Source organism: Pseudooctadecabacter sp. (assembly GCF_965657175.1).
Classification (GTDB): Bacteria; Pseudomonadota; Alphaproteobacteria; order Rhodobacterales; family Rhodobacteraceae; genus Octadecabacter.
On sequence record NZ_CBFHNH010000007.1, the window covers coordinates 103490 to 124345 of the forward strand.

Annotated in this window: 20 protein-coding genes; 10 read left to right on the top strand and 10 right to left on the bottom strand. The window is 60.5% G+C overall.

The features are described from left to right. Positions 1-23 precede the first annotated feature (23 nt). Genes ACTG36_RS08225 through ACTG36_RS08235 form a run of 3 tightly spaced genes read left to right on the top strand, consistent with a single transcriptional unit; the run spans position 24 to position 2104 of the window. Positions 24-707 carry a TerB family tellurite resistance protein gene (locus ACTG36_RS08225; RefSeq protein ID WP_375282182.1) on the top strand — a complete coding sequence of 228 codons (684 nt, stop codon included), beginning with the start codon at positions 24-26 and terminating at the stop codon, positions 705-707. After that, positions 704-1705: an endonuclease/exonuclease/phosphatase family protein gene (locus tag ACTG36_RS08230; RefSeq protein ID WP_375282183.1), complete on the top strand. Its 1002-nt coding sequence runs from the start codon at positions 704-706 to the stop codon at positions 1703-1705. The genes ACTG36_RS08225 and ACTG36_RS08230 overlap by 4 nt, the downstream gene beginning before the upstream one ends. A 36-nt stretch (positions 1706-1741) precedes the next feature. Continuing rightward, positions 1742-2104: a hypothetical protein gene (locus ACTG36_RS08235; RefSeq protein ID WP_375282184.1), complete on the top strand. Its 363-nt coding sequence runs from the start codon at positions 1742-1744 to the stop codon at positions 2102-2104. Here the strand turns inward: ACTG36_RS08235 and ACTG36_RS08240 are convergent. From ACTG36_RS08240 to ACTG36_RS08260, 5 genes are all read right to left on the bottom strand, one after another. Next, on the bottom strand, positions 2101-3669 hold the full coding sequence (locus tag ACTG36_RS08240) for a Ppx/GppA family phosphatase (RefSeq protein WP_439141981.1): 1569 nt from the start codon (positions 3667-3669) through the stop codon (positions 2101-2103). The two genes, ACTG36_RS08235 and ACTG36_RS08240, sit on opposite strands and share 4 nt — an antisense overlap. Positions 3670-3746: 77 nt before the next feature. Continuing rightward, positions 3747-5915 carry an RNA degradosome polyphosphate kinase gene (locus ACTG36_RS08245; protein WP_439141983.1) on the bottom strand — a complete coding sequence of 723 codons (2169 nt, stop codon included), beginning with the start codon at positions 5913-5915 and terminating at the stop codon, positions 3747-3749. Between the two features lie 42 nt (positions 5916-5957). Next, a complete protein-coding gene (locus ACTG36_RS08250) occupies positions 5958-6626 on the bottom strand; it encodes an HdaA/DnaA family protein (RefSeq protein ID WP_375281357.1) in 669 nt (222 codons plus the stop codon). Position 6627: 1 nt separating this feature from the next. Continuing rightward, entirely contained in the window at positions 6628-7752 is a 1125-nt protein-coding gene (locus ACTG36_RS08255) for an AI-2E family transporter (protein ID WP_375281358.1), read from the bottom strand. A 161-nt stretch (positions 7753-7913) separates the two neighbouring features. Beyond that, the gene (locus ACTG36_RS08260; protein WP_375281359.1) at positions 7914-8426 is read right to left on the bottom strand and encodes a fasciclin domain-containing protein; all 513 of its coding nucleotides are present in this window, start codon (positions 8424-8426) and stop codon (positions 7914-7916) included. A 199-nt stretch (positions 8427-8625) separates the two neighbouring features. Here ACTG36_RS08260 and proS point away from each other — a divergent pair, with 199 nt between their 5' ends. The 6 genes from proS (at position 8626) to ACTG36_RS08290 (ending at position 14131) form a co-directional block, all read left to right on the top strand. Then, positions 8626-9978 (top strand): proline--tRNA ligase, encoded by a 1353-nt coding sequence (gene proS / locus ACTG36_RS08265; protein WP_375281360.1) that lies wholly within the window; start codon positions 8626-8628, stop codon positions 9976-9978. Next, entirely contained in the window at positions 9971-10366 is a 396-nt protein-coding gene (locus tag ACTG36_RS08270; RefSeq protein WP_375281361.1) for a VOC family protein, read from the top strand. The genes proS and ACTG36_RS08270 overlap by 8 nt, the downstream gene beginning before the upstream one ends. A gap of 67 nt (positions 10367-10433) precedes the next feature. Beyond that, entirely contained in the window at positions 10434-11765 is a 1332-nt protein-coding gene (locus tag ACTG36_RS08275) for an ABC transporter permease (RefSeq protein WP_375281362.1), read from the top strand. Beyond that, a complete protein-coding gene (locus ACTG36_RS08280; protein ID WP_375281363.1) occupies positions 11758-12450 on the top strand; it encodes an ABC transporter ATP-binding protein in 693 nt (230 codons plus the stop codon). Before ACTG36_RS08275 ends, ACTG36_RS08280 begins: the two co-directional genes overlap by 8 nt. Continuing rightward, positions 12447-13406 (top strand): Ldh family oxidoreductase, encoded by a 960-nt coding sequence (locus tag ACTG36_RS08285; protein WP_375281364.1) that lies wholly within the window; start codon positions 12447-12449, stop codon positions 13404-13406. Before ACTG36_RS08280 ends, ACTG36_RS08285 begins: the two co-directional genes overlap by 4 nt. 83 nt (positions 13407-13489) lie before the next feature. Continuing rightward, positions 13490-14131 (top strand): DUF3047 domain-containing protein, encoded by a 642-nt coding sequence (locus ACTG36_RS08290; RefSeq protein ID WP_439141988.1) that lies wholly within the window; start codon positions 13490-13492, stop codon positions 14129-14131. Between the two features lie 9 nt (positions 14132-14140). Here the strand turns inward: ACTG36_RS08290 and ACTG36_RS08295 are convergent, their stop codons facing one another. The 3 genes from ACTG36_RS08295 to ACTG36_RS08305 all read right to left on the bottom strand — a co-directional run bounded on the left by ACTG36_RS08295 (position 14141) and on the right by ACTG36_RS08305 (position 17870). Further along, positions 14141-14866: a hypothetical protein gene (locus ACTG36_RS08295; protein WP_375281367.1), complete on the bottom strand. Its 726-nt coding sequence runs from the start codon at positions 14864-14866 to the stop codon at positions 14141-14143. Between the two features lie 72 nt (positions 14867-14938). Continuing rightward, positions 14939-15889, bottom strand: a complete 951-nt coding sequence (locus ACTG36_RS08300; protein ID WP_375281368.1) for an MrcB family domain-containing protein — start codon at positions 15887-15889, stop codon at positions 14939-14941. Between the two features lie 16 nt (positions 15890-15905). Further along, on the bottom strand, positions 15906-17870 hold the full coding sequence (locus tag ACTG36_RS08305; RefSeq protein ID WP_375281369.1) for a DNA gyrase/topoisomerase IV subunit B: 1965 nt from the start codon (positions 17868-17870) through the stop codon (positions 15906-15908). Positions 17871-17983: 113 nt separating this feature from the next. On the opposite strand from ACTG36_RS08305, the gene ACTG36_RS08310 reads away from it, so the two are divergent. Then, entirely contained in the window at positions 17984-18919 is a 936-nt protein-coding gene (locus ACTG36_RS08310; RefSeq protein WP_375281370.1) for an isopenicillin N synthase family dioxygenase, read from the top strand. A gap of 4 nt (positions 18920-18923) precedes the next feature. Here the strand turns inward: ACTG36_RS08310 and ACTG36_RS08315 are convergent, their stop codons facing one another. Together ACTG36_RS08315 and ACTG36_RS08320 are read right to left on the bottom strand one after the other, a co-directional pair. Continuing rightward, complete coding sequence (locus ACTG36_RS08315) at positions 18924-20120, bottom strand: UbiH/UbiF family hydroxylase (protein ID WP_375281371.1); 1197 nt, start codon at positions 20118-20120, stop codon at positions 18924-18926. A 40-nt stretch (positions 20121-20160) separates the two neighbouring features. Continuing rightward, complete coding sequence (locus ACTG36_RS08320; RefSeq protein WP_375281372.1) at positions 20161-20805, bottom strand: pyrimidine 5'-nucleotidase; 645 nt, start codon at positions 20803-20805, stop codon at positions 20161-20163. Positions 20806-20856 lie beyond the last annotated feature (51 nt).

Genomic DNA, 20856 nt, shown 5'->3' on the forward strand with positions numbered 1-20856 from the left:
GCGGGATTGGCTAAGGTTAGCCTATGTCGATCTGGACCCGCATCACCGACGCTTTGTCGTCCCTTGCCGCTGGCGACAGCCTGTCGGATGTCTTTGCCAAGCTGCGCACGCCGCCCGAGAGGTCGGTGGCCTTTGCCATTGCAGTCATCGCCTTGGGCGCCAAGATGGCCAAAGCCGACGGGCAGGTCACCAAGGACGAAGTCGCGGCTTTCCGTGAAGTGTTCGTGATCCCCGAAGGTGAGGAGAAAAACACCGGACGGTTGTTCAACCTTGCCCGTCAGGACGTGGCGGGGTTTGAAGATTACGCCCGCAAAATCAAGGCGATGTACGGCGATGATGATACGGCCCCGCTGTGCGATCTGATGGAGGGGCTGTTTCACATCGCCTTGGCTGACGGGGTCTATCACCCCAATGAGGATGCCTTTCTGGAACGGGTGGCCGACATTCTGGGGCTGGGGGAGGCGCGTTTCAAACGGCTGCGCGCGCAATTTGTCCCCGACGCGACGCGTGATCCTTATGACGTTTTGGGGGTCTCTCCCGATGCGTCCCGTGACGAAATTCGCAAAGCGTGGCGGCAGTTGGTGCGTGAAACCCACCCTGACCAGATGATTGCCCGTGGCGTGCCGGAAGAAGCGGTGAAGCTGGCACAAAAGCGCATGATCGCGATCAACCGCGCGTGGGAAGACATCAGTGAGCGCGCCGCATGAAGCTGGCGACCTACAATGTCGAATGGTTTTCCAACCTCTTTGATGACGACGGGCGGTTGTACGACGATGACCGGTGGTCAGGCCGCCGCGATGTGACCCGCGCCCAGCAGACAGCCGCGCTTGGCCATGTGTTTGGCGCGATGGATGCTGATGGGATCATGGTGATCGAAGGCCCTGACGCACACGCCCGCCGTGACGGGGCCGCTGCATTGGAAGGGTTCGCCGCGCGGTTTGGCCTGCGCGCGCGCAAGGCGGTGATCGGCTTTGTGAACCAGACCCAGCAGGAGATTTTGTTTCTCTATGATCCGGACGTTCTAACCGCGACCCACGATCCGCAGACCCTTGGTGCGCCGCAATTTGATACCACGCTTGAGATGGATCTGGACACCGATGCGGAGGCGGAAGTGATCCGTTGGTCCAAGCCGCCGCTTGAATTGGCCGTCACACACAAAGACGGGGCGGCATTCCGGCTCATCGGGGTTCACGCCAAATCCAAAGCGCCACATGGCGCCAAAAGCGACGCCGATGCCCTGCGCATTTCCATCGCCAACCGTCGCAAACAACTGGCCCAATGCATCTGGCTGCGCCGCCGCATTGAGGCGCATCTGGACGTCGGGGACCGGATGATCGTGATGGGTGATTTCAACGATGGGCCGGGCTTGGACGAATTTGAAAAGCTTTTTGGTCGGTCAGGGGTTGAGATTGTTTTGGGGGAGGGTGCCGGCGCGCAGCTGTTTGATCCCCATGCGCAGATGGCCCTGTCGCGCAGGCTGGGGGTCGCCCCCACGACCGCAAGGTTCAAACTGCCGCCCCACGGTCGATATTTGTCGGCGCTGTTGGATTATATCATGGTGTCGCAAGACGTGGCCGACATGGGGGCGGATTGGACGATCCTGCATCCCTTTGATCATCCCGCGTGTTTTGCCGACAAACCCCTGATGGATGCGCTGCTAACAGCCTCTGATCATTTTCCTGTCGTCATGACAATTGATGCGTGATTTGGGATTTTGGCCTTGGGCCCCTATATTAGACCCATGAAACATATCGTTCTAAGCCTTTGCCTTGCCCTGCCATTGCCTGTCACAGCGCAGGAGGAGGGCGATATTGATGAGGGGTTTTCCCTGATGGAGGAGGGCGCGAAGCTGTTGTTTCGGGGGCTCATGTCCGAGGTGGAGCCCGCGATTGATGACTTCGCCGGGATGGCGCAGGAATTGGAACCGGCGTTGGAGCTGTTGGCCACCGAAATGGGACCGGCCTTGATGGACCTGATGCGCCAGTTGGACAGCGTGCGCTATTATGAAGTGCCGGAAATCCTGCCCAACGGGGACATCATCATCCGCCGCAGCCCTGATGCGCCCGAATTCACGCCGCCGGACAACGCGCCGATCGATCTTTAGTCTTCGATCTTGGGGCGGCGTTTGCCTTTGACGCGCACGGACCCTGTCGCGCCGATGGCGCTGGCCAGCGCGTCGAACCGCGATTGGGCGACTTCACCAAACAGGGGGGCTGCGGCCTCTTGCAGGACCAATTCAAGCGTGCCCGCTTTGGCGGAATATTTCAGCGTGGCGGCCTGTTCGTCGGCCTTCATCCACAACATCGCACCCAACCGCATAGCACGCCCCAATATTTCGGCGCGTTTTTGGTCGGCCTCATCAATGAGGCTAAAGAGTTCTTCAAACCGCGATCCTTCGCGTTTGTTGGAATAGCGGTGTAGCAATGCAATTCCGAGGAACACCCGTTCGGAGTGTTTCAATCCGCCAAGGTTCGCACGTGTGGCGTTGTCAAAAACGACTTCGTGGCGGTAGTCGGGATGGGCGCGCCAGCTGACGTCATGGAGGAGGCACGCCGCGCGGATCAGACGTTTGCGTTGAAAATTTGCGCGTCCAAACAAGGGCATAACGAAATGGTAGAGCGTGCGGCCAAAGCCCGGGAGGCGGGCGTCCTTGGCCTCGGCAAACCGGCAGGCTTCGATCAGAGGGTCCCGTTCGCGCAGTTCTTGCGGCATTTGTTCGTAGAGCATCCCCTCGCGGATCCCGTAGCTTGAAATGGTGATGTCTTTGGGTTTGAACCGGCCAATGACCTCACGCAAGACACGCACTGCGTAGGGGACCAGCGACATGCGACTGTCGGAAATGCCACACCGGGCGCGCAGATCCTGAAGGTCGGATGCTTCGATGTATTTCATCGTCTTGATAATGCGCGCGGGCGTCATGCGGTATTCGTGCAGCACGGTCATCGGATAGCCGCGCCGTTCCATATCGATCCGCGCAATGGCGCGCCATGATCCTCCCACCAGAAACAGGCGCTGGCCGGTGACTTCGTTCATCTGGGCAAACAGGTCTTTGACCGTTTCCTTGATATAGGCGTGGCGGTCTTTCTTTGATTTGATCTCCCGCAGTTTGAGAGGACCCAAGGCAGAGGTCACGCGGCGGCCCACGCGGCCTTCGGCCAGATCGGCCAGTTCCAGTGAGGATCCGCCAATGTCGCAGACCAACCCGTAGCTGCCGGGCCAGCCCAACAACACACCTTGGGCGGACAGACGCGCCTCCTCTTGGCCGTCAATCACCCAGATTTTCAGGCCCGTTTCGCGCAACACATCGGCGCGAAAATCGGGCCCGTCCTCGGCTTCACGCACGGCGGCGGTGGCCACGGCGGTCAGCGGGCCGATGCCCAGACCTTCGGCAATGGCCACAAAACGGCGGATCGCGGACAGGGCGCGCATGCGGCCTTCGGGGTTCAAACGGCCCGTTTCGGCCATGCCTGCACCCAGCCCCGCCATGATCTTTTCGTTGTAAAAATAGGCAGGGGACCGTGCGGCCCCGTCGAAAATCACCAAACGGACGGAGTTTGATCCCACGTCGATGACACCGACGCGGCTAAGCGCGCGGGCCTTGGGGTCGTCAAACAACGGGCGGCCAAAGGGGCCCCAGTCGGGTGTGTCTTCGGTGCTGGTGCCGTCCATGTTTGGTCCCCCCGGCGTCTCTGTGCGACCATGCCCAGCCGCCTATGCGCTGTCAACGCGCGGCGGCTGGTGTCGGTTCAGTCCTCAGTGTGGGTCAGTTGCGGCACATCCGACGCGCCTGCCGAACCACGCCCTGACAGCGACGGGTTTTCCATGAAGAACCGGTGACAGTTGAAAGCAAAAGTGCCGTCTTCGACTTTCGCGCGGGTGAAGGCGCCATCGGGCCCCATGGTCCAGCTTTGCGCCACATCAGCGAGGTTCGCGGCCATGATTTGGCTGACGATCTGCGCTTTGACGGTGTTGTTCGTGGCCTCAACCATGGTTTCCACACGGCGGTTGAGGTTCCGGCCCATCCAGTCGGCGGAGGAAAAGAACACCCGCGCCTTTTTGCTGGGCAGGCCCTTGCCGTTGCCAAAACACACGATGCGCGAATGTTCGAGGAAACGTCCCACGATGGATTTCACGCGGATGTTTTCAGACAGACCCTTGATGCCCGGCCGCAGCCCGCAGATACCCCGCACGATCAGGCTGATTTTTACCCCCGCTTGGCTGGCCGCATAAAGCGCGTCGATCACGTCTTCTTCCACGAGGCTGTTCATCTTCGCCCAGATTTCGGCAGGCTTGCCGTTTTGGGCATGCGTGGCCTCGGCCTCGATCATTTTGATGAGTTCGGATTTCAGGGTGAGGGGGGAGATCGACAGGTTCTCAAGGTTTTCGGGCTGCACGTAGCCGCTGAGGTAGTTGAACACCTTGGTCGCATCGCGCCCAAGGGCCGCGTCGCAGGTAAAGAACGACAGATCGGTGTAAATCTTGGCCGTGATGGGGTGGTAATTGCCGGTGCCGTAGTGGGTGTAGGTGACCAATTCCTTGCCTTCGCGGCGCACCACGGTGCTGATCTTCGCGTGCGTCTTGAGGTCAAGAAACCCGTAGACCACATGGGCACCCGCCCGTTCCAGACGGCGCGATTGACGGATATTCGCGGCCTCATCAAAGCGCGCTTTGAGTTCGACAAGTGCTGTGACGGATTTGCCATCCTCGGCGGCCTCGCACAGGGCCTCGACAATGGGGGACCGTTTGGACGTCCGGTACAGGGTCTGTTTGATCGCCACGACCTTGGGGTCGTTGGCGGCCTGTCGCAGGAAGCGCACGACCATATCAAACGTCTCATAGGGGTGGTGCAGCAGCATGTCCTTTTTGCGGATGGCTGCGAACATGTCGCCGTCGTGGTCGGACACCCGTTCGGGCACCCGCGGGGCGAAGGCGGGCCACAGAAGATCGGGCCGGTCGTCCAGCACCAATTCCTTCAGATCGGCCATGCCGATGACGCCGTTGATGTCGACCACTTCGTCTTCCGTGACGTGGAGTTCTTCCATAATCAGTTTGCGCAGTCCGGCGGGCGCACCGGCGGACACGCGCATGGACACGACCTCCCCCCGCCTGCGGCGTTTCAGGGCGACTTCGAATTCGCGCACAAGGTCTTCGGCCTCGTCCTCGACCTCAAGGTCACTGTCGCGCAACACGCGAAAAGCGCAGGACCCTTTGATGCTGTAGCCGGGAAATAGCCCGTCCAGCTGATCCATCAACAGGTCTTCGAGGGGCAGGAACCGGTGGCCACCTATCGTGGGCACAGCGATGTAGCGGTCGATCTGTTGGGGAACGGGCAGCAGGGCACGCAGGGGGCGTTTGTCCTGTTTGCGTTCCAGTTCCAGCGCCAGCGCAAAGCCCTCGTTGGGCAGAAACGGGAAGGGGTGCGCGGGGTCGATTGCCAAAGGCGACAGGACGGGAAACACCTGTTTGAAGAACACATCGCGCAGGAATTCGCGGTCTTCCTCGGTCAGGTCATCGCGGGTGAGAATCTGGATGTTTTCGCTCTCCATCTCCTCTCGCAGATCGCTGATGACCTTTTGCTGGCGCCCCAGCAGGTTCCGCGCGTCTTGGCCGATCAGTTTGAGTTGCTCTTGCGGGGTGAGGCCGTCAATCGACGGTGTCGTGTTCCCCTCACGGGCCAATTCGCGCAAGCCCGCCACGCGGACGGTGTAGAATTCGTCAAGATTAGTGGCCGAAATGGACAAGAACCGCAGCCGTTCCAGCAGCGGCACGCGGGGGTTTTCCGCCTCTTCCAGCACACGCCAGTTAAACCCCAGCCAGCTGAGTTCACGGTTGAAATAGCGCGCGGGCCCTGTCAGGTCGCCGTCTGCGTCCACGGGGTCGGGGAAATCAGCCTTGAGGAAATCTGCCTGTGTCATCAGCACCTTGTTGCATGAAATTGTGACGGGGAGGTGTCACTATCACCCAAGGGGGGGCAAAGAGTCCAGCACATCGCGCACGAAGGGCCGTGTGAGAGCCTTGCCTTGGGCCAGCGCCTCACGGTCGAGGGTTTCGACGATCTGGCGCACAGCCTCGAATGATCGGGGCAGGCGACGTTGCAGGTAATTCAGCGCCTCTGGCGCGGGGGCCAGTTGGCGGTCCTGAAAGTGTTTCAGCAACACAGCCATCAACAGCGGATCGTCGGGGGACCCGATGGTCGCCGTGGTGGCCGCCGACAGGCGGCTGCGCAAATCAGGGAGGGCGATGTCCCAACGGGCCGGGGCTGTCCGGCCGGTCAACAGCAGCGGCAGGCCTGCCGCGCGCAAATGGTTGTGAGTGTGAAACAGCCATTCTTGCGCAGCCGGTGGAAGCGCCTCACCGTCTTCAATCACGCAAGGCGCGTCGGGCAGGGGGGCGTTCGGGTCGATCAGTGCGGCATCGACCACCACCGCACCGGTTTGCGCCACAAATAGCCGCGCCAGATGTGTCTTGCCGCAGCCTGCGGGGCCGACCAGTGCCAGTTTCCCATCAGGCCAAGCCTGCGGCGCGCGGATCAGGGCAAAGGCCTGTTCATTCGCCTGAGAGACAAAGAAATCCTCAGGTCCCAACCGCACATTCGCAGGCAGGTCGAAGGCCAGCTGTTGGGCCATCTCAGTCGTCCTTAACGGTGCCTTTATAAAGGCGCCCGTTCTTGTATTCCTGTATCGCAAAGCGCGCCAGAACACCGATGACAGCCGCCACGGGCACGGCGATCAGCATGCCGACGAAGCCAAAGATCGACCCAAAGACCGACAGCGCGAGGATCAGCCACACAGGGTGCAGCCCCACGGAGGAGCCGACAAGATTGGGCGTCAGGAAATTGCCTTCGACGAATTGGCCAAAGGCGAAGATGGCGGCCACGATGCCGATGCGCAGCCAGTTGATGCCGGTCTGGATGGTTTCGCCATCCACCACCTCAGTGCCGCCCCACCATTGAAACAGCGCCAGCCCGATGGCCAGCGCACCGCCAACCAAGGCGCCCACATAGGGAATGAAGGAAATCAGGCCCGCGATCAGCCCGACCACAAGGCCAAAGTTCAGGCCCGCGAGCATCAGGGCGAGGCCGTAATATGTCCCAAGGATCAAACAGACCGTGCCTTGTCCGCGAATAAACGACGCCAGTGTCCGATCAATCTGGCGGGCCAGATCGCGGATCGTGGATTGGTGGTCACGGGGCAGCAGATCGTCGATCTGGGCGACCATACGGTCCCAATCCATCAGCAGATAGAAGGTCACGACGGGCACGATCACCACCAGCACAATGGCGTTGATGATGCCTTGGGCGGACGACAGCAGGGCATTCACAACCTCGCCCGAACGGGACTGGATGGCAGCGCCCAGCGTCTGGATTTGTTCCTGCATGAAATCGCCCTGCACATTGAGGCCGGGGATACGTTCGCTCAGCCACAGTTTGATCCCTTCCCAAGTGCCGGGCAGGTCTTCGACGATACGACCGATCTGGGCGATCAATTCCCCCAGCTGTCCGATCAGGGTCGGCACGACCAAAAGAAAGATCAAGATAAACAGGAAAATGCCCGACAGCGTAATGACCACGGTGGACATGATCCGGCTCAGGCCCCAGGCCTCAAGCCGGTCGGCGATGGGATCAAGGCAATAGGCCAGCGCGCCGCCCAAGATGTAGGGCAGCAGGACGTTGCCAAGCGCATAGAGCAAGAAAATCAGGACAAGGGCCGCGATGCCCCAATACTGAAGCTGCTTTTGGGGGGAAATGGCCATGGCGCGCGGTCTTCCTGTGGTTCGGGATAAGACCTAATTGGCGCAGGTGCCGCGTCTTTGCAAGCAAGCCCGCATGAAAAGGCCCTGCGCGTTTGGGGGTGCGCAGGGCCGGTTTGGCCAGTGGTCGGGCGGATGCGACCACCGGCCAAGTGTCGCAGGATTTAGTGGCAGGCCGGACGTGTGCCGGGCAGCAGCACCTTGTCGATCACGTGGATCACACCGTTGTCGGCTTCGATGTTGGCGACGATGACATTGGCCATCTGACCCGTGCCATCCGCAATGGATACGCCACCCGCAGAGGCCGTGATGCACAGACGCTCAGCTTCGTTGATCGGTTTGAAGTAGTTGGACCCAGCAGGGAAATCGCCTGCCATCAGCACACGGTCGTCTACGTGATAAAGCAGCACATCCGTCAACTGGTCGCGGTTCTCTTCCATTAGAAGCGTGTCCACGGTGCCCTCAGGCAGGGCTGCGAAGGCATCATTCACGGGCGCATAGACGGTGAAATTGCCGGGGCCTGCCAACGTGTCGGCCAGACCTGCGGCGGTGACGGCAGCAACCAGCGTGGTGAACCGTTCATCACCAGCGGCGATTTCGGTGATGGAGGCCGCGGAGGCTGCGGACCCGGCAACGGCGAGGGTGGCAGCGGCAGCGAATGTGGAAAGCGTTTTCATTTTGGATATCCCAAGTTTGTTTCATGTTGTGATGGGGATTACGCGACGCAGGTCACCTTGGGTCACTTCGATAACCTCCATGTTATCAAGTGAATTCTTTGATCCAAACGGCATGTTTATGCGTGCAGATGCGCTGTCTGCTTGCCCATTTGTTGCGGTCTGCTACACCACTGCCAACCTGATCTGAAAGAGACCTGACATGCGCCTCAGCCGTTATTTCCTGCCCGTCCTCAAAGAAAGCCCCCGTGACGCCCAGATCGTCAGCCACCGCTATATGTTGCAGGCGGGGATGATCAAACAGGCCAGCGCCGGTATCTATTCGTGGCTGCCGCTGGGCTTCAAAGTGCTGCGCCGGATCGAACAGATCGTGCATGAGGAACAGGCCAAGGCAGGCCACATCGCCATCCAGATGCCCACGATTCAATCGGCGGACCTGTGGCGTGAAAGCGGGCGTTATGACGCCTACGGGGACGAGTTGCTGCGCATCACCGACCGCCATGACCATCAGATGCTGTTCACACCCACAGCCGAAGAACTGGTCACCGATATCTTCCGGTCCCATGTGGCCAGCTACAAATCGCTGCCGCTGACGCTTTATCAAATTCAGTGGAAGTTCCGCGATGAACGGCGTCCTCGGTTCGGGGTCATGCGGGGCCGTGAATTCTATATGAAGGACGGCTATAACTTTGATCTGACCAAGGAAGACGCGCTGCATGCCTACAACCGCCATCTGGTCAGCTACCTGCGCACCTATGAACGCATGGGCCTGCAAGCGATCCCCATGCGCGCTGATTCAGGCCCCATTGGCGGGGACGACACACACGAATTTCTGGTGCTGGCCGACACCGGTGAATCTGAGGTCTTCTACGACAGCGCTGTCACCGATCTGACCTTTGGCGACCGTGAGATTGACTACGACAACGTTGAACAATGCGCAGGCGTCATGCAGGAATTCACCGAACTGTACGCCCGCACGGATGAGACTCACGATGAGGCGCTGTTTAATGACGTCCCAGAAGACCGCCGCCGCGTGGCGCGCGGGATCGAAGTGGGGCAGATTTTCTACTTCGGCACGAAATACTCCGACGCGATGGGGGCGACAGTGCAGGGCCCCGACGGCAAACCCACGCCTGTGCACATGGGGTCCCACGGGATCGGCGTGTCCCGTCTGTTGGGCGCGATTATTGAGGCCAGCCATGACGACAAGGGCATCATATGGCCCGAAGGTGTCACGCCGTTCCACGCGGGCATCGTCAACCTCAAGCAGGGTGATGATATGGCGGATGCAGCCTGTCAGTCGCTGTATGACGCGCTGACCGCGGCAGGGCTTGAACCGCTTTATGATGACCGCGACGAACGGGCCGGCGCCAAATTTGCGACGATGGACCTGATTGGCCTGCCATGGCGGATCACCGTGGGGCCACGTGGGTTGAAAAATGGCGTCGTTGAACTGACATCGCGCCGCACGGGCGAGAGTGAGGAACTGACGCCAGAGGCGGCGGTGGCCAAGATCGTCGACATTTATAAGGCGCACGGTTTGGGCAATGGCTGAGACCAGGGCGACCGGCGCGAACGCTGCCGGTCGCGGCCCCGTGACGCCGTACTTTACCGTTGAAGACGCAGACCTGTTTTTGCGCTTCATCGGTGAGGTTTTCGGCGCGAGGGTCATCAAACAGGACCGCTACGACGACGGGCGTATCCAGCATGCGCGTGCGCTGATCGGGCCTTCGATGATCATGGTCAACAGCAGCTCTGACGATTATCGCCCCCAGACCTCACAAATGCATCTGAAGGTGGCCGATGTGGCTGCAGCCGTTGAAGCGGCTACGGCGTTGGGCGCGCAGATCACCATGGCGATCAACACGCGGCCTCACGGCGAAATTATGGCCGGTTTCACGGACCCCTGCGGCAATCTGTGGTGGGTTGCCCAGCCTGCATAAATCTTGGGCCATTGACCTTGACGCACCGGCCCCGTTAACTCAGCCCACAGTAAAAGAGGCAGCACAAATGGCCGGTAAAACCGCCCCCTTCGCACGGTTCGAATGGATGATCGCATGGCGCTACATCCGCGCCAAACGCGCCGAGGGCGGGGTCAGCGTGATGACGTGGATTTCGCTGATTGGTGTGACGCTGGCGGTCTTTGCTTTGATTGCGGTGCTGGCCGTGCGGTCGGGGTTTCGCGCGGATTTCGTGGACACGATCGTGGGCGCGAACGCCCATCTGACCTTGCGCCAAAATTACAATGAAACCATCACTGTGACCCAAGGCGACCAAACGGTTGAGGTCATGCGCCGCGTCGACACCTTGCAAGACGGCGACGCATTGGCCGCAGAGCTGCGCCAGATCGAAGGCGTGACCCGCGCCGCCCCCATCGTGCGCGCCGAAGGGTTGGCGACCATCGCGGACCGGTCGTCCTTTGTGCAGGTCTACGGCATCACGCAGGCCGATTTGCTGGACGTGCCTTTGGTGCGAAACCCCCAAGACAGCAGCGGCAGTCTGGAGGATTTTGGCGCGTCCGACACGGGCGGTGGCATCGCCCTTGGCTCTGGCGTGGCGCGCAATTTGGGCGCGCAGGTGGGCGACCGCATCAGCCTGCTATCAGCCACGGGCGTGCAAACCGCAGGGGGCCGGTCACCGCGCCGCCAGACCTATGACGTGGTCTATATCTTCCAAACAGGCCGCTATGTGACCGACATCAGCCGCATTTATCTGCCGCTGGAAGACGCGCAATCTTTCTTCAGCCGCGACGGCGTCCATGATGAGATTGAGATTTACGTCGAGGACCCCGACCGGGTTGAGGAGTGGATACAGCCTATATACCGCAGCCTTGGGCCGGAGAGTTTCCTCTATTCGTGGAAAGACAACGAAGGCGCCTACCTGCGCGCCCTGACAGTTGAGGACAATGTGATGTTCATCATCATGGCGATCCTCGTGCTGATTGCGTCGATGAACATCATCAGTGGTTTGATTATGCTGGTCAAAAATAAAGGCAGCGACATCGGCATCCTGCGCACCATGGGGTTAAGCGAGGGGTCCGTCATGCGGATATTCTTCATTTGTGGCGCGGGACTGGGCACGGTGGGGACGCTGTTGGGCGTCATCCTCGGGTGTCTTTTTGCCATCTACATCGACACTATTTTTGCGCTGGTGAACTACGTGGCAGGCGGCGGCGTCTGGGACCCGTCGATCCGCGGCATCTACGACATTCCCTCAAAGCTGGAGTTGGAAGACGTTCTCTTGGCGATTGGTCTGTCCTTGTCGCTGTCGTGGATCGTGACGATCTTTCCGGCCCGACGTGCCGCGCGCATGAACCCTGTTGAGGCGCTGCGCTATGAATGATGTGACCCTGAAACTCGACGGTATTCAAAAGGCCTACAATATCGGCAAACCCACTGAGGTGCAGGTGCTGCACGAAGTGTCCCTGCAGGTCGCCAAGGGCGAAGTCGTGGCCTTGGTCGCCCCATCGGGGGCGGGTAAGTCCACGTTGCTGCACATTGCGGGGCTTCTCGATACGCCTGATGCGGGCACTGTGGCGATTGGGGGCGAAGACCTGACCAAACTGGGCGATCGCAAACGTACTGCTGTGCGCCGCAATGATGTGGGTTTTATCTATCAGTTCCACCACCTGCTGCCCGAATTCACGGCGCTGGAAAACATTGTCCTGCCGCAACTGGCCAACGGCATCGCGCAGGGTGAGGCCGAGGCCCATGCGATGGACCTGCTGGGGCGTGTCGGCGTGGCCGAACGCGCCAGCCACCGCCCCGCGGCCCTGTCGGGCGGCGAACAACAGCGGGTGGCGTTCTGCCGTGCGCTGGCCAACAAACCTAAGCTTTTGTTGGCGGATGAACCCACCGGCAACTTGGACCCCGGCACATCGGACCGCGTGTTTGAGGCGTTGATGGACCTTGTCCGCGCCTCCGGCCTGTCAGCCTTGATCGCCACCCACAACCTAGACTTGGCCGCCCGCATGGACCGCGCCATCCGCCTTGACCAAGGGCGACTTACAGAAGGATTTGCGCCATGAAAGTCTTCGTTTCCGAAATTGAAGAGGTCGCAAAAGCGGCCCTGACCGCCCATGGGGCGGCAGCGTGGCAGGCCGGCGAAGTGGCCCGCGCCGTGGCCCGTGCCGAAGCCTTCGGCAATGTCATCTGTGGTCTCTACTACCTTGAAAGCTATTGCACCCAGCTTGCATCAGGCCGCGTGGATGGGCAGGTGGACCCTGTCGTGACACGGCCCAAAGCGGGCACAGTGGTGGCTGACGCCAAGTTCGGCTTTGCCCAGCCGGCCTTTACCCGCGGCCTGCCGCACGCCGTTGAAGCCGCACGCGAAAACGGTGTGGCCACAATGGCCGTGGCCCATGCGCACACCTGCACATCGCTGGGGTTCTTCACCGAACAGATCGCGGATGCGGGGCTGGTCGGGATCGGATTTACCAATGCCTCACCCGTGGTTGCACCTCCGGGCGGCAATGCGGCGGTCGTCGGCACGAACCCCATCTCCATGTCCGTTCCCAACGGCGGCATGCACTGGGATTTCTCAACCTCCGCTGTGGCGCTGGGCAAGATCACCATGGCCAAAGCGGCGGGTGAGAAAATCCCCCTCGGCTGGGCCGTGGACGCGGACGGCCAACCCACCACCGACCCTGAGGCTGCCCTGAAAGGCGCGCTGGTGTCGGCGGGGGGCTACAAAGGCTGGGGCTTTGGCCTGATGGCTGAGGTGTTGGCCGCTGGCATGACCGGATCGGTCAATTCGCTGGATGTCAGCGGGCTGAAACTGCCCGATGGCAAACCCCATGATCTGGGCCAGTTCTACATCCTGATGGAACCTGGCGCGGATTTCGCCGCCCGTCTGGCCCGCGTGTCTGACGCCGTCGCCGCCCAAGACGGCGCGCGCATCCCCGGCCAGAACCGCCGACCCATGGGGGAAATCGACGTGCCGGACGCGCTGTGGTCCGCGTGCCGAGCGCTCTCGTCCACCTGACAATCGCGTGAGATTTGAAACCTTCGATTGAGGTTGTCCGTGGCTTTGACCAAGTTGCGATCAACCCGACGAAAGGTAGTTTTATGCGTCTTCTGTCCCTTGTTCTTCCGCTTGCCGTCGCGGCGTCTACGGCAGTGGCCGGTCCCATTTCCTTTGGCGGGAGCTGGAACGAACAGCGTTTGCAAGTCTTCAATTCCAACGACTACAGCTTTAACGGAAATTCGATGACCATCGCATCGGACGGGGCTGTGTCACTGGCGTGGACCCGTACGAACCGGTCAGATTGGGGCGCCACAGCGGCGTCTTGGAACTGGGCAGTTAGTCAGTCTGTGCCCGCCACCGATCTGCGTCGTAAGGGCGGCGATGATCGTAACATCTCGATCTATTTTGTGTTCCTGCCCGAGGCTGATGCGGTGAACATGGAAGGTGCGAATATTCGTCAGTTGAATGGCAATCCCAACGTGCGCATTTTGCAGTATGTTTGGGGGGGGAACCATGCGCGCGGATCGATCCAGAATTCGCCCTATGCGCCGGGCCAAGGGGCCAATGTGATCCTTCGGTCGGCGGGCACCGGCAGCCATTCGGAATCTGTCAATCTGGCCAGTGATTTCGCCTCTGCCTTTGGCGGTCAGCCGGGCGCTTTGGTGGGCATCGCGGTGTCTGCGGACAGCGACGACACCGGGTCCAACATCCGCGCGCAGGTGTCTAACCTTGCCGTTCGGTAAGGGTAGGCGTTAGTCACAGACCCCACGTAAATCTGCATTCTCGTAGACGCCAAGGACCTCACTGGGCTTTGGCGTTTCGTGTATGGGGCGCACGGGCAGGACCTGCGCCAAGGTCGCGTGCAGCCGTGCAGTGCGCGCGCCTTCGGGGGCCAGCGTGCGGCAGCAGATAAACTCCTCCACCAGTGCGGCCTGTTGTTCGTATCCCATGTCGAGGAAGCGGACATTTGCCGCAGGATCAAAGAGGTAGGGGTCCACGCCGGGGCGGTGTTCGGCCAGCCCTTTGAACGGGGAATAGCCCGTCACATCGCGGTTTTGCCACTGCCAGACATGCACCATTTCATGGGCAAAAAACATCGCCGCCACAAGGTAGATGCGGTCGGGGTAGCCTGTCGCGTAATCCGGGATCGTCCAGTCGGGGCTGGTCAGAACATGGGTCCACGCCACGGCCCCCGCGGTGCGGGTCTGGATGGTCGGGCCAGTGGGCGGCGGCGCGATTTTCTCACGACAGGTGGTTTGCGGGCGGGCCGCATAGGTGCGCGTGGTGTTGCCAATCGGCGCCTCAATCAGTCGGATCGGGGCTGTGTCGAGCGCATCGCCCATGAGGCCACCGGCCAGCACCCGCTCCGCCTCCGTCAGACCACGCCCGCAGCCGATGAGGAAGAGAAAGAGGAGAAGGATGCGCATGAGGAGGAGGGTATGACGGCGCGCGGGAAAGGGAAAGAGCGGGTTAAACATTCAGCCCCCCAATGTGACGCACCACCCTATTCCCACCAAAGATTTGAGGGGGTTTAAGCCGCTTTCGTTCCATCAGTGGCGAAACGAAAGACAGCGCCTAAGCTCTTCTAAATCGGATGGATCCTTCTGCTTGTGGATCATTCGATGGCACGTCGGGCACAGCACCAAAAAGTCATTTGGGACCCGGTAGCGGCGTGTTTCGCCTTCGGCCAGTCCAGAAATTGGCTTGGCGTGGTGGACATCTAGGGGAGTGTTTTTGAGGGGCCCATTAAAATTGTATTGCTTTTGGGGGTCTAGACGACACCCTTCGCAAATTGCTCCGCGCTTCTGAAGCACGGGACCTCTGACGTTTGGGGCGCGTTCAATACGCCGAGCTAGGATGAGCTTTCGGCTTTCAAACACATCGTTTGAACCCGCTTCTTCCATCATCACGTCGTCTGGCGTTGTGCCCCCTTTATCGACCAGAGTTTCGTAGGCCGCCAGCATTTTCCCAAAGTCTTTATAGAAGAGTTCTTTGTCCAAATTGCGTGCGTGATAGGTCCTGCCAAAGGCATGGCCCGCCATATATCCTAGGGGTAAGGAGTCTTCCGAACCTAGATCGATGGCATCAGTTCTGAATTGCTCTGCAAACTCCGGCACTCGAGCGCTCATTTCAACCGCATTGCGTCGCAAATAGTCACGTCCAGCCTTTTCTCCAAAGCTCTGATAAGCGGCGGTTGTTCCTTGATTTAAGGACAGGGTAATTTCTGCGGTTTGCGCATTAATGAGGTAGACGACGTAAAATCCCTTCCTGGCGCTTTCGGTAATCAAAGGATCGAAAAATCCAAGCCAAGGAACGGCGGCCCAGTTTCCGGCCCCAACACTAGCTTTTACTTTGAGGTCGTAAGGAAGGAAGAGAAGCTGCTCTTTTGCGGAAATGGGAATGTCATGCCTGACAAAATTACCAAATTCATTCGAAGCGAAGCTCTTTGCACGCGCGTAGGTGTACTCGATGGCTAGTTTGGCAAGATCATCGTGCAGCATTTAGAGGACCTTTCCCTCAAACATCCAACTCCTCAACAAACCGTGCATTCTCCTGAATATACTGGAACCGCATCTCCGGCTTTTTGCCCATCAGGCGCTCCACCAGATCGCCGGTTTCGCCCGGTTCGTCTTCGTCAATGGACACGCGGATCAACTTGCGTGATGCGGGGTCCATCGTCGTTTCTTTGAGGTCCTTGGCGTCCATTTCACCCAGACCCTTAAAGCGACTCACGTCCATTTTTCCGTTTCCGCCCAGACCCTTGGCCAAGGCTTCGTTCTTCTCCGCCTCATCCAGACAATAGACGCGGCGTGCGCCTTGGGTGACGCGGAAGAGCGGCGGACAGGCGAGGTAGAGGTGGCCCGCGTCGATCATCGGGCGCATCTGGCTAAAGAAGAACGTCATCAGCAGCGCCGCGATATGGGCGCCGTCCACGTCCGCATCCGTCATGATGATAACCTTATCGTAACGAAGGTCATCTACGTTGAATTTCGCCCCCAGCTGCACCCCAAGCGCCTGGGTCAGGTCGTTGATTTCGGCATTCGTATTCAATTTGGAGGACGCAGCCCCCAGAACATTCAAAATCTTACCCCGCAGCGGCAAAAGCGCCTGCGTTTTGCGGTCCCGCGCCATCTTGGCGGAGCCTCCGGCGCTGTCGCCCTCAACGATAAACAACTCGGTCCCGTCGCGGTTGGTGGCGGAGCAATCGACGAGCTTGCCCGGTAGACGCAGCTTTTTGGTCGCGGTCTTTCGCGCGGTCTCTTTCTCTTGCTTGCGGCGCACACGCTCTTCGGCGCGCAACACAAGAAAATCGAGGATCGCACCAGCGGATTTCGTGTCCGACGCCAGCCAATTGTCGAAATGGTCGGCTACAGCCAGTTGTACCATGCGTTGGGCGTCCGTGGTCGCCAAGCGGTCCTTCGTCTGGCCCACGAATTCCGGATCGCGGATGAAACAGGATACCAGCGCACCGGCACCGGTCGTCAAATCCTCACGGGTGATCATCGCGGCCTTGCGGTTGTTCACCCTTTCCCCGTAGGCCTTGATGCCTTTGAGGACTGCGGCCCAAAACCCCGCCTCATGGGTGCCGCCCTCGGGCGTGGGAACGGTGTTACAATAGGACTGGATGAACCCGTCGCGGGTGGGTGTCCAGTTGATGGCCCATTCGACCTTGCCGGGGACCTGAAATTTCTCGGTGAAATCAACGGTGCCAGAGAAGGGCTTCTCCGAATAGGTCGTGGCCCCGGCCAGTGTTTCGTTCAGATAATCGGCCAGACCACCGGGAAATTTGAACGTCGCCTCAAGCGGGGTTTCACCGTCGTTGATGCCCGTCTTCCAGCGGATTTCCACGCCGGAGAACAGATACGCCTTCGACCGCGCCATTTTGAACAGCCGCGCGGGTTTGAGTTTCAGGGACCCGAAAATCTCGGCATCCGGATGGAAGGTCACGGATGTCCCGCGCCGGTTGGGGGCCGCACCGATTTTCGCAAGCGGTGCCTGTGGCACGCCGCGCGAAAATTCCATCATCATCAGTTCTTTGTTCCGCGCGACCTCTACCCTCAAATGGTCGGACAGGGCGTTCACCACAGATGACCCAACACCGTGCAGACCGCCTGACGTCTGATAGCTGTCGCCTGAGAATTTGCCGCCCGCGTTCAGCGTGCAAAAGATGATCTCAAGTGCGGATTTGGACGGGTCTTTGGGGTGCGGATCGGTGGGGATGCCGCGGCCATTGTCGCGCACAGTGACATGGCCGTTTTCGTGCAGTTCAACCTCGATCCAGGTGGCGTGCCCAGCCACGGCTTCGTCCATGGAGTTGTCGACGATTTCGGCCACCATGTGGTGCAGCGCGCGGTCGTCTTTGCCGCCGATATACATGCCAGGCCGCAGGCGGACGTGTTCCATATCCTCCAGCACTTGGATGGAGGAAGCGTCATAATCAGAGGCAGACGCGGTCTTGCCGGAGAGAAGATCGTCGGACATGGTGGGGCCTGTTGGTTTTTGTTTCATTCAGTATGTCACGGGGAACGGGGCTGTTGAAGCCCTATTGCGGGTCTGTTCACGCCTTGTGGATAAGGCCCGCTGGGGAGGATGCGATGGGATTGGCGACGTTTGATTTGGCCGCATTTGAGGCCAGCGAGGGTGCCGAGCGGCAGCGTATTGCGGCTGAGTTGGATCAGATGTGCCGCGAAACCGGCTTTCTGGTTCTGACAGGCCATGGTGTGCCAGCGCAGGTTGTCAGCGGCATGTGGGCGGCGGTCCATGACTTCTTTACCCTCGATGCCGCAGACAAAGCCAAGGTCGCACCGCCCGAACCTGGTGCGCCCTATGGCTGGATTGGTCCGCTGAAGGAGGCTTTGGCGGCCTCCAAAGGGGTGAAGACCCCCCCTGACCTGAAGGAAAGCTTCAACGGCGGCCCGCTAAGGGTGCCGCAAAACGCGGGCGCGCAGGCACGGGCCTTTTGTTATCGCGCCACCCCCTATCCGGATTTGGCGGGGTTTCAGGCGGCGTGGGATCAATACTACGTCGCGATGGAGGATTTGGCCGCCCGTGTCATGCGCAGTTTTGCGGCGGCTTTGGAGTTGCCCGAAGATGCCTTCGACGCCGCCGTGACGGAACCGATTTCGGCGCTGCGTGCTTTGAACTACCCCGCCACCGGGGATGTGCCCGAGGCGGATCAGCAGCGGGCGGGCGCGCATACGGATTACGGGACGTTGACGATCCTGTTGCCGCAGGCCGGACGTGGGGGATTGCAGGTCCAACAGGCGGGCGCGTGGATTGATGTGACAGCGCCCGAGGGGGCATTCGTCATCAACATCGGGGATTTGATGGCGCGCTGGACGGCAGACCGCTGGGTCAGCACCTTGCACCGCGTGGTCGCCGTGCCGCACCAGCCAGCGCGCAAATCCTTGGCCTATTTCCACCAGCCCGGTTGGGATGTTGAGATTGCACCGTTGGATGGGTCAAACGCCTATCCGCCGGTGCGGTCAGGCCCCTATCTGATGGAAAAATTCCAGTCGACTGGGACGTGACCGTTTAGCCCTTGGCCCCAAGGCCGAGCCGCATCAGTTCTTTGCGCAGAGGCGTGAGGCCATGAAGTGCCTCAACCCCCTTGGCGCGCAAATTCCGAAGGAGCGGATTTTCAGCCTGCGATGCGCGGTTGAGAAGGTCGATGCCCGTCACCCGCAGTTTGATATCGCCGTGCCGTTTGCGCGCGTAGGCGTCCAGCATCACCACATCCCCAAGGGCGTCACGATTGTCCTTGGCCACATCCAAAAGCGCGGCCAGATCGGCCAGTGACATGTTCAAACCCTGCGCGCCGATGGGCGGCATGACGTGGGCGGCCTCAGCCACGAGGGCCACGCGTTCGGCGGTGATGCGGTCTGCCATCTGGCTGATGATCGGCCAGACCATCCGGCGGCTCACCAGTGTCAGCGGGCCGTTGACGCCCGCGCTGCGGGCGGTGGCGGCGGCGTTGAAATCTTCGTCCGGCAAAGCGGCGAGGCGCAAAGCCTCCGCCCCGTCTTCCATCCAGACCACCGCAGAGCAGGGTTTGCCATCATGATCGGGCAGGGGCACCAGCGTGAAGGGGCCGCCGGTGCGGTGCACTTCGGTTGAAATGTTGTTGTGGGGCGCGTCATGTGTGACGGCAAAGGTGACGGCCTTTTGTCCGTAACGCTTTGTTTTTGAAGTGATTTGCGCCGCTTCGCGCACGGGGCTGCTGCGCCCGTCGGCGCCGATGACCAGCTTGGCGGTCAATTTGGTCCCATCGGTCAGGGTCACACGGGCGTGTGCCGTGCGGGTCAGCATCGCCTTGAACCCGGTGCCTGACAGGAACGTCACATTGGGCAAATCATCCAGCCGGGCGGTCAATTCGCGGCGCAAAAGCCAGTTGGGCAGGTTCCAGCCAAAGGGCAGGTCCCCGATGTCGGCGGCATCAAAATCGCGGGTGACGCGCGGGGTCAGGTCTTCGCCACCGGCATCGACGATGCGCATGACTTGCAAGGGCGTGGCATGGGGGGCTAGCCGGTCCCAGACGCCCGCCGCGTCCAGAAAATCGCGGGCGGGCTGCAAAAAGGCGGTGGTGCGCAGGTCCGCGCCTTCGCTTGCGGCGTCTGTGATGGGCGGGGCAGGGTCCGCGATGGTCACGGTAAAGCCTGCCGCCCCGAAGGCCGCGGCAGCTGTCAGTCCTGCGACACCGCCGCCCGAAATGAAGATGTCTGTATCAGTCATGATCCATAGATAGGCCGCGTGCGGTTGTGCGCAAAGCCCGTTAGACCAGCTGCGACAAGAAGGCCGTCAGATTGCTGGTGTGATGGTGAACATGGGGGTGCGGTTCTGCGTCGGGGGCCACATGGACCGTGCGCATGCCAAGGGCGTGGGGCACGGTCAGGTTGCGGATGCTGTCTTCGAAGAATGCCCCTTTGGTGGGGGTGAGGGCGTCGAGGGCGAAGACAGCCTCAAACGCGGCTTGATCCGGTTTGGGCCGATAGCCCGCGTGTTCTACCCCGTAAACCGCATCGAACAGGCCGGTCATGCCAAGTGCGCGCAGCACATCGTGGGCGTAGGGGCGCGTGCCGTTGGTGTAGACGATCTTGCGACCCGGCAGGGCGGCAATCGCGTCGGCCAAGGCGGGGTTCGGGGACAGCACCGAAAAATCGATATCGTGAACAGCCGCCAAGAACGGGTCGGGGTCCAGCCCGTGTTCGGCCATCAGCCCCGCTAGGGTCGTGCCGTGCAATTCCCAGTAGTGGTCGCGCAGACGGTTTGCCTCGATCTCATCGACGTTGAGGGTGCGGGCCACATAGTCCGTCATCAACACTTCGATCTGCGAAAACAGGCCCCGGTCCGGCGGGTAGAGCGTGTGATCGAGATCGAAGACCCAGACCTGCACATGTGAAAAATCAGCTTTTACCATAGGCCCCGTTTAGTTCGCTTCGGTTGGGAAATCGAGAGGGTTGATACGAAT

Excerpts from the sequence above, each read along its gene's own strand:
- ACTG36_RS08225 (WP_375282182.1), top strand. The coding sequence starts at position 24 with ATGTCGATCTGGACCCGCATCACCGACGCTTTGTCGTCCCTTGCCGCT.
- ACTG36_RS08230 (WP_375282183.1), top strand. The coding sequence starts at position 704 with ATGAAGCTGGCGACCTACAATGTCGAATGGTTTTCCAACCTCTTTGAT.
- ACTG36_RS08235 (WP_375282184.1), top strand. The coding sequence starts at position 1,742 with ATGAAACATATCGTTCTAAGCCTTTGCCTTGCCCTGCCATTGCCTGTC.
- ACTG36_RS08240 (WP_439141981.1), bottom strand. The coding sequence starts at position 3,669 with ATGGACGGCACCAGCACCGAAGACACACCCGACTGGGGCCCCTTTGGC.
- ACTG36_RS08245 (WP_439141983.1), bottom strand. The coding sequence starts at position 5,915 with ATGACACAGGCAGATTTCCTCAAGGCTGATTTCCCCGACCCCGTGGAC.
- ACTG36_RS08250 (WP_375281357.1), bottom strand. The coding sequence starts at position 6,626 with ATGGCCCAACAGCTGGCCTTCGACCTGCCTGCGAATGTGCGGTTGGGA.
- ACTG36_RS08255 (WP_375281358.1), bottom strand. The coding sequence starts at position 7,752 with ATGGCCATTTCCCCCCAAAAGCAGCTTCAGTATTGGGGCATCGCGGCC.
- ACTG36_RS08260 (WP_375281359.1), bottom strand. The coding sequence starts at position 8,426 with ATGAAAACGCTTTCCACATTCGCTGCCGCTGCCACCCTCGCCGTTGCC.
- proS (WP_375281360.1), top strand. The coding sequence starts at position 8,626 with ATGCGCCTCAGCCGTTATTTCCTGCCCGTCCTCAAAGAAAGCCCCCGT.
- ACTG36_RS08270 (WP_375281361.1), top strand. The coding sequence starts at position 9,971 with ATGGCTGAGACCAGGGCGACCGGCGCGAACGCTGCCGGTCGCGGCCCC.
- ACTG36_RS08275 (WP_375281362.1), top strand. The coding sequence starts at position 10,434 with ATGGCCGGTAAAACCGCCCCCTTCGCACGGTTCGAATGGATGATCGCA.
- ACTG36_RS08280 (WP_375281363.1), top strand. The coding sequence starts at position 11,758 with ATGAATGATGTGACCCTGAAACTCGACGGTATTCAAAAGGCCTACAAT.
- ACTG36_RS08285 (WP_375281364.1), top strand. The coding sequence starts at position 12,447 with ATGAAAGTCTTCGTTTCCGAAATTGAAGAGGTCGCAAAAGCGGCCCTG.
- ACTG36_RS08290 (WP_439141988.1), top strand. The coding sequence starts at position 13,490 with ATGCGTCTTCTGTCCCTTGTTCTTCCGCTTGCCGTCGCGGCGTCTACG.
- ACTG36_RS08295 (WP_375281367.1), bottom strand. The coding sequence starts at position 14,866 with ATGTTTAACCCGCTCTTTCCCTTTCCCGCGCGCCGTCATACCCTCCTC.
- ACTG36_RS08300 (WP_375281368.1), bottom strand. The coding sequence starts at position 15,889 with ATGCTGCACGATGATCTTGCCAAACTAGCCATCGAGTACACCTACGCG.
- ACTG36_RS08305 (WP_375281369.1), bottom strand. The coding sequence starts at position 17,870 with ATGTCCGACGATCTTCTCTCCGGCAAGACCGCGTCTGCCTCTGATTAT.
- ACTG36_RS08310 (WP_375281370.1), top strand. The coding sequence starts at position 17,984 with ATGGGATTGGCGACGTTTGATTTGGCCGCATTTGAGGCCAGCGAGGGT.
- ACTG36_RS08315 (WP_375281371.1), bottom strand. The coding sequence starts at position 20,120 with ATGACTGATACAGACATCTTCATTTCGGGCGGCGGTGTCGCAGGACTG.
- ACTG36_RS08320 (WP_375281372.1), bottom strand. The coding sequence starts at position 20,805 with ATGGTAAAAGCTGATTTTTCACATGTGCAGGTCTGGGTCTTCGATCTC.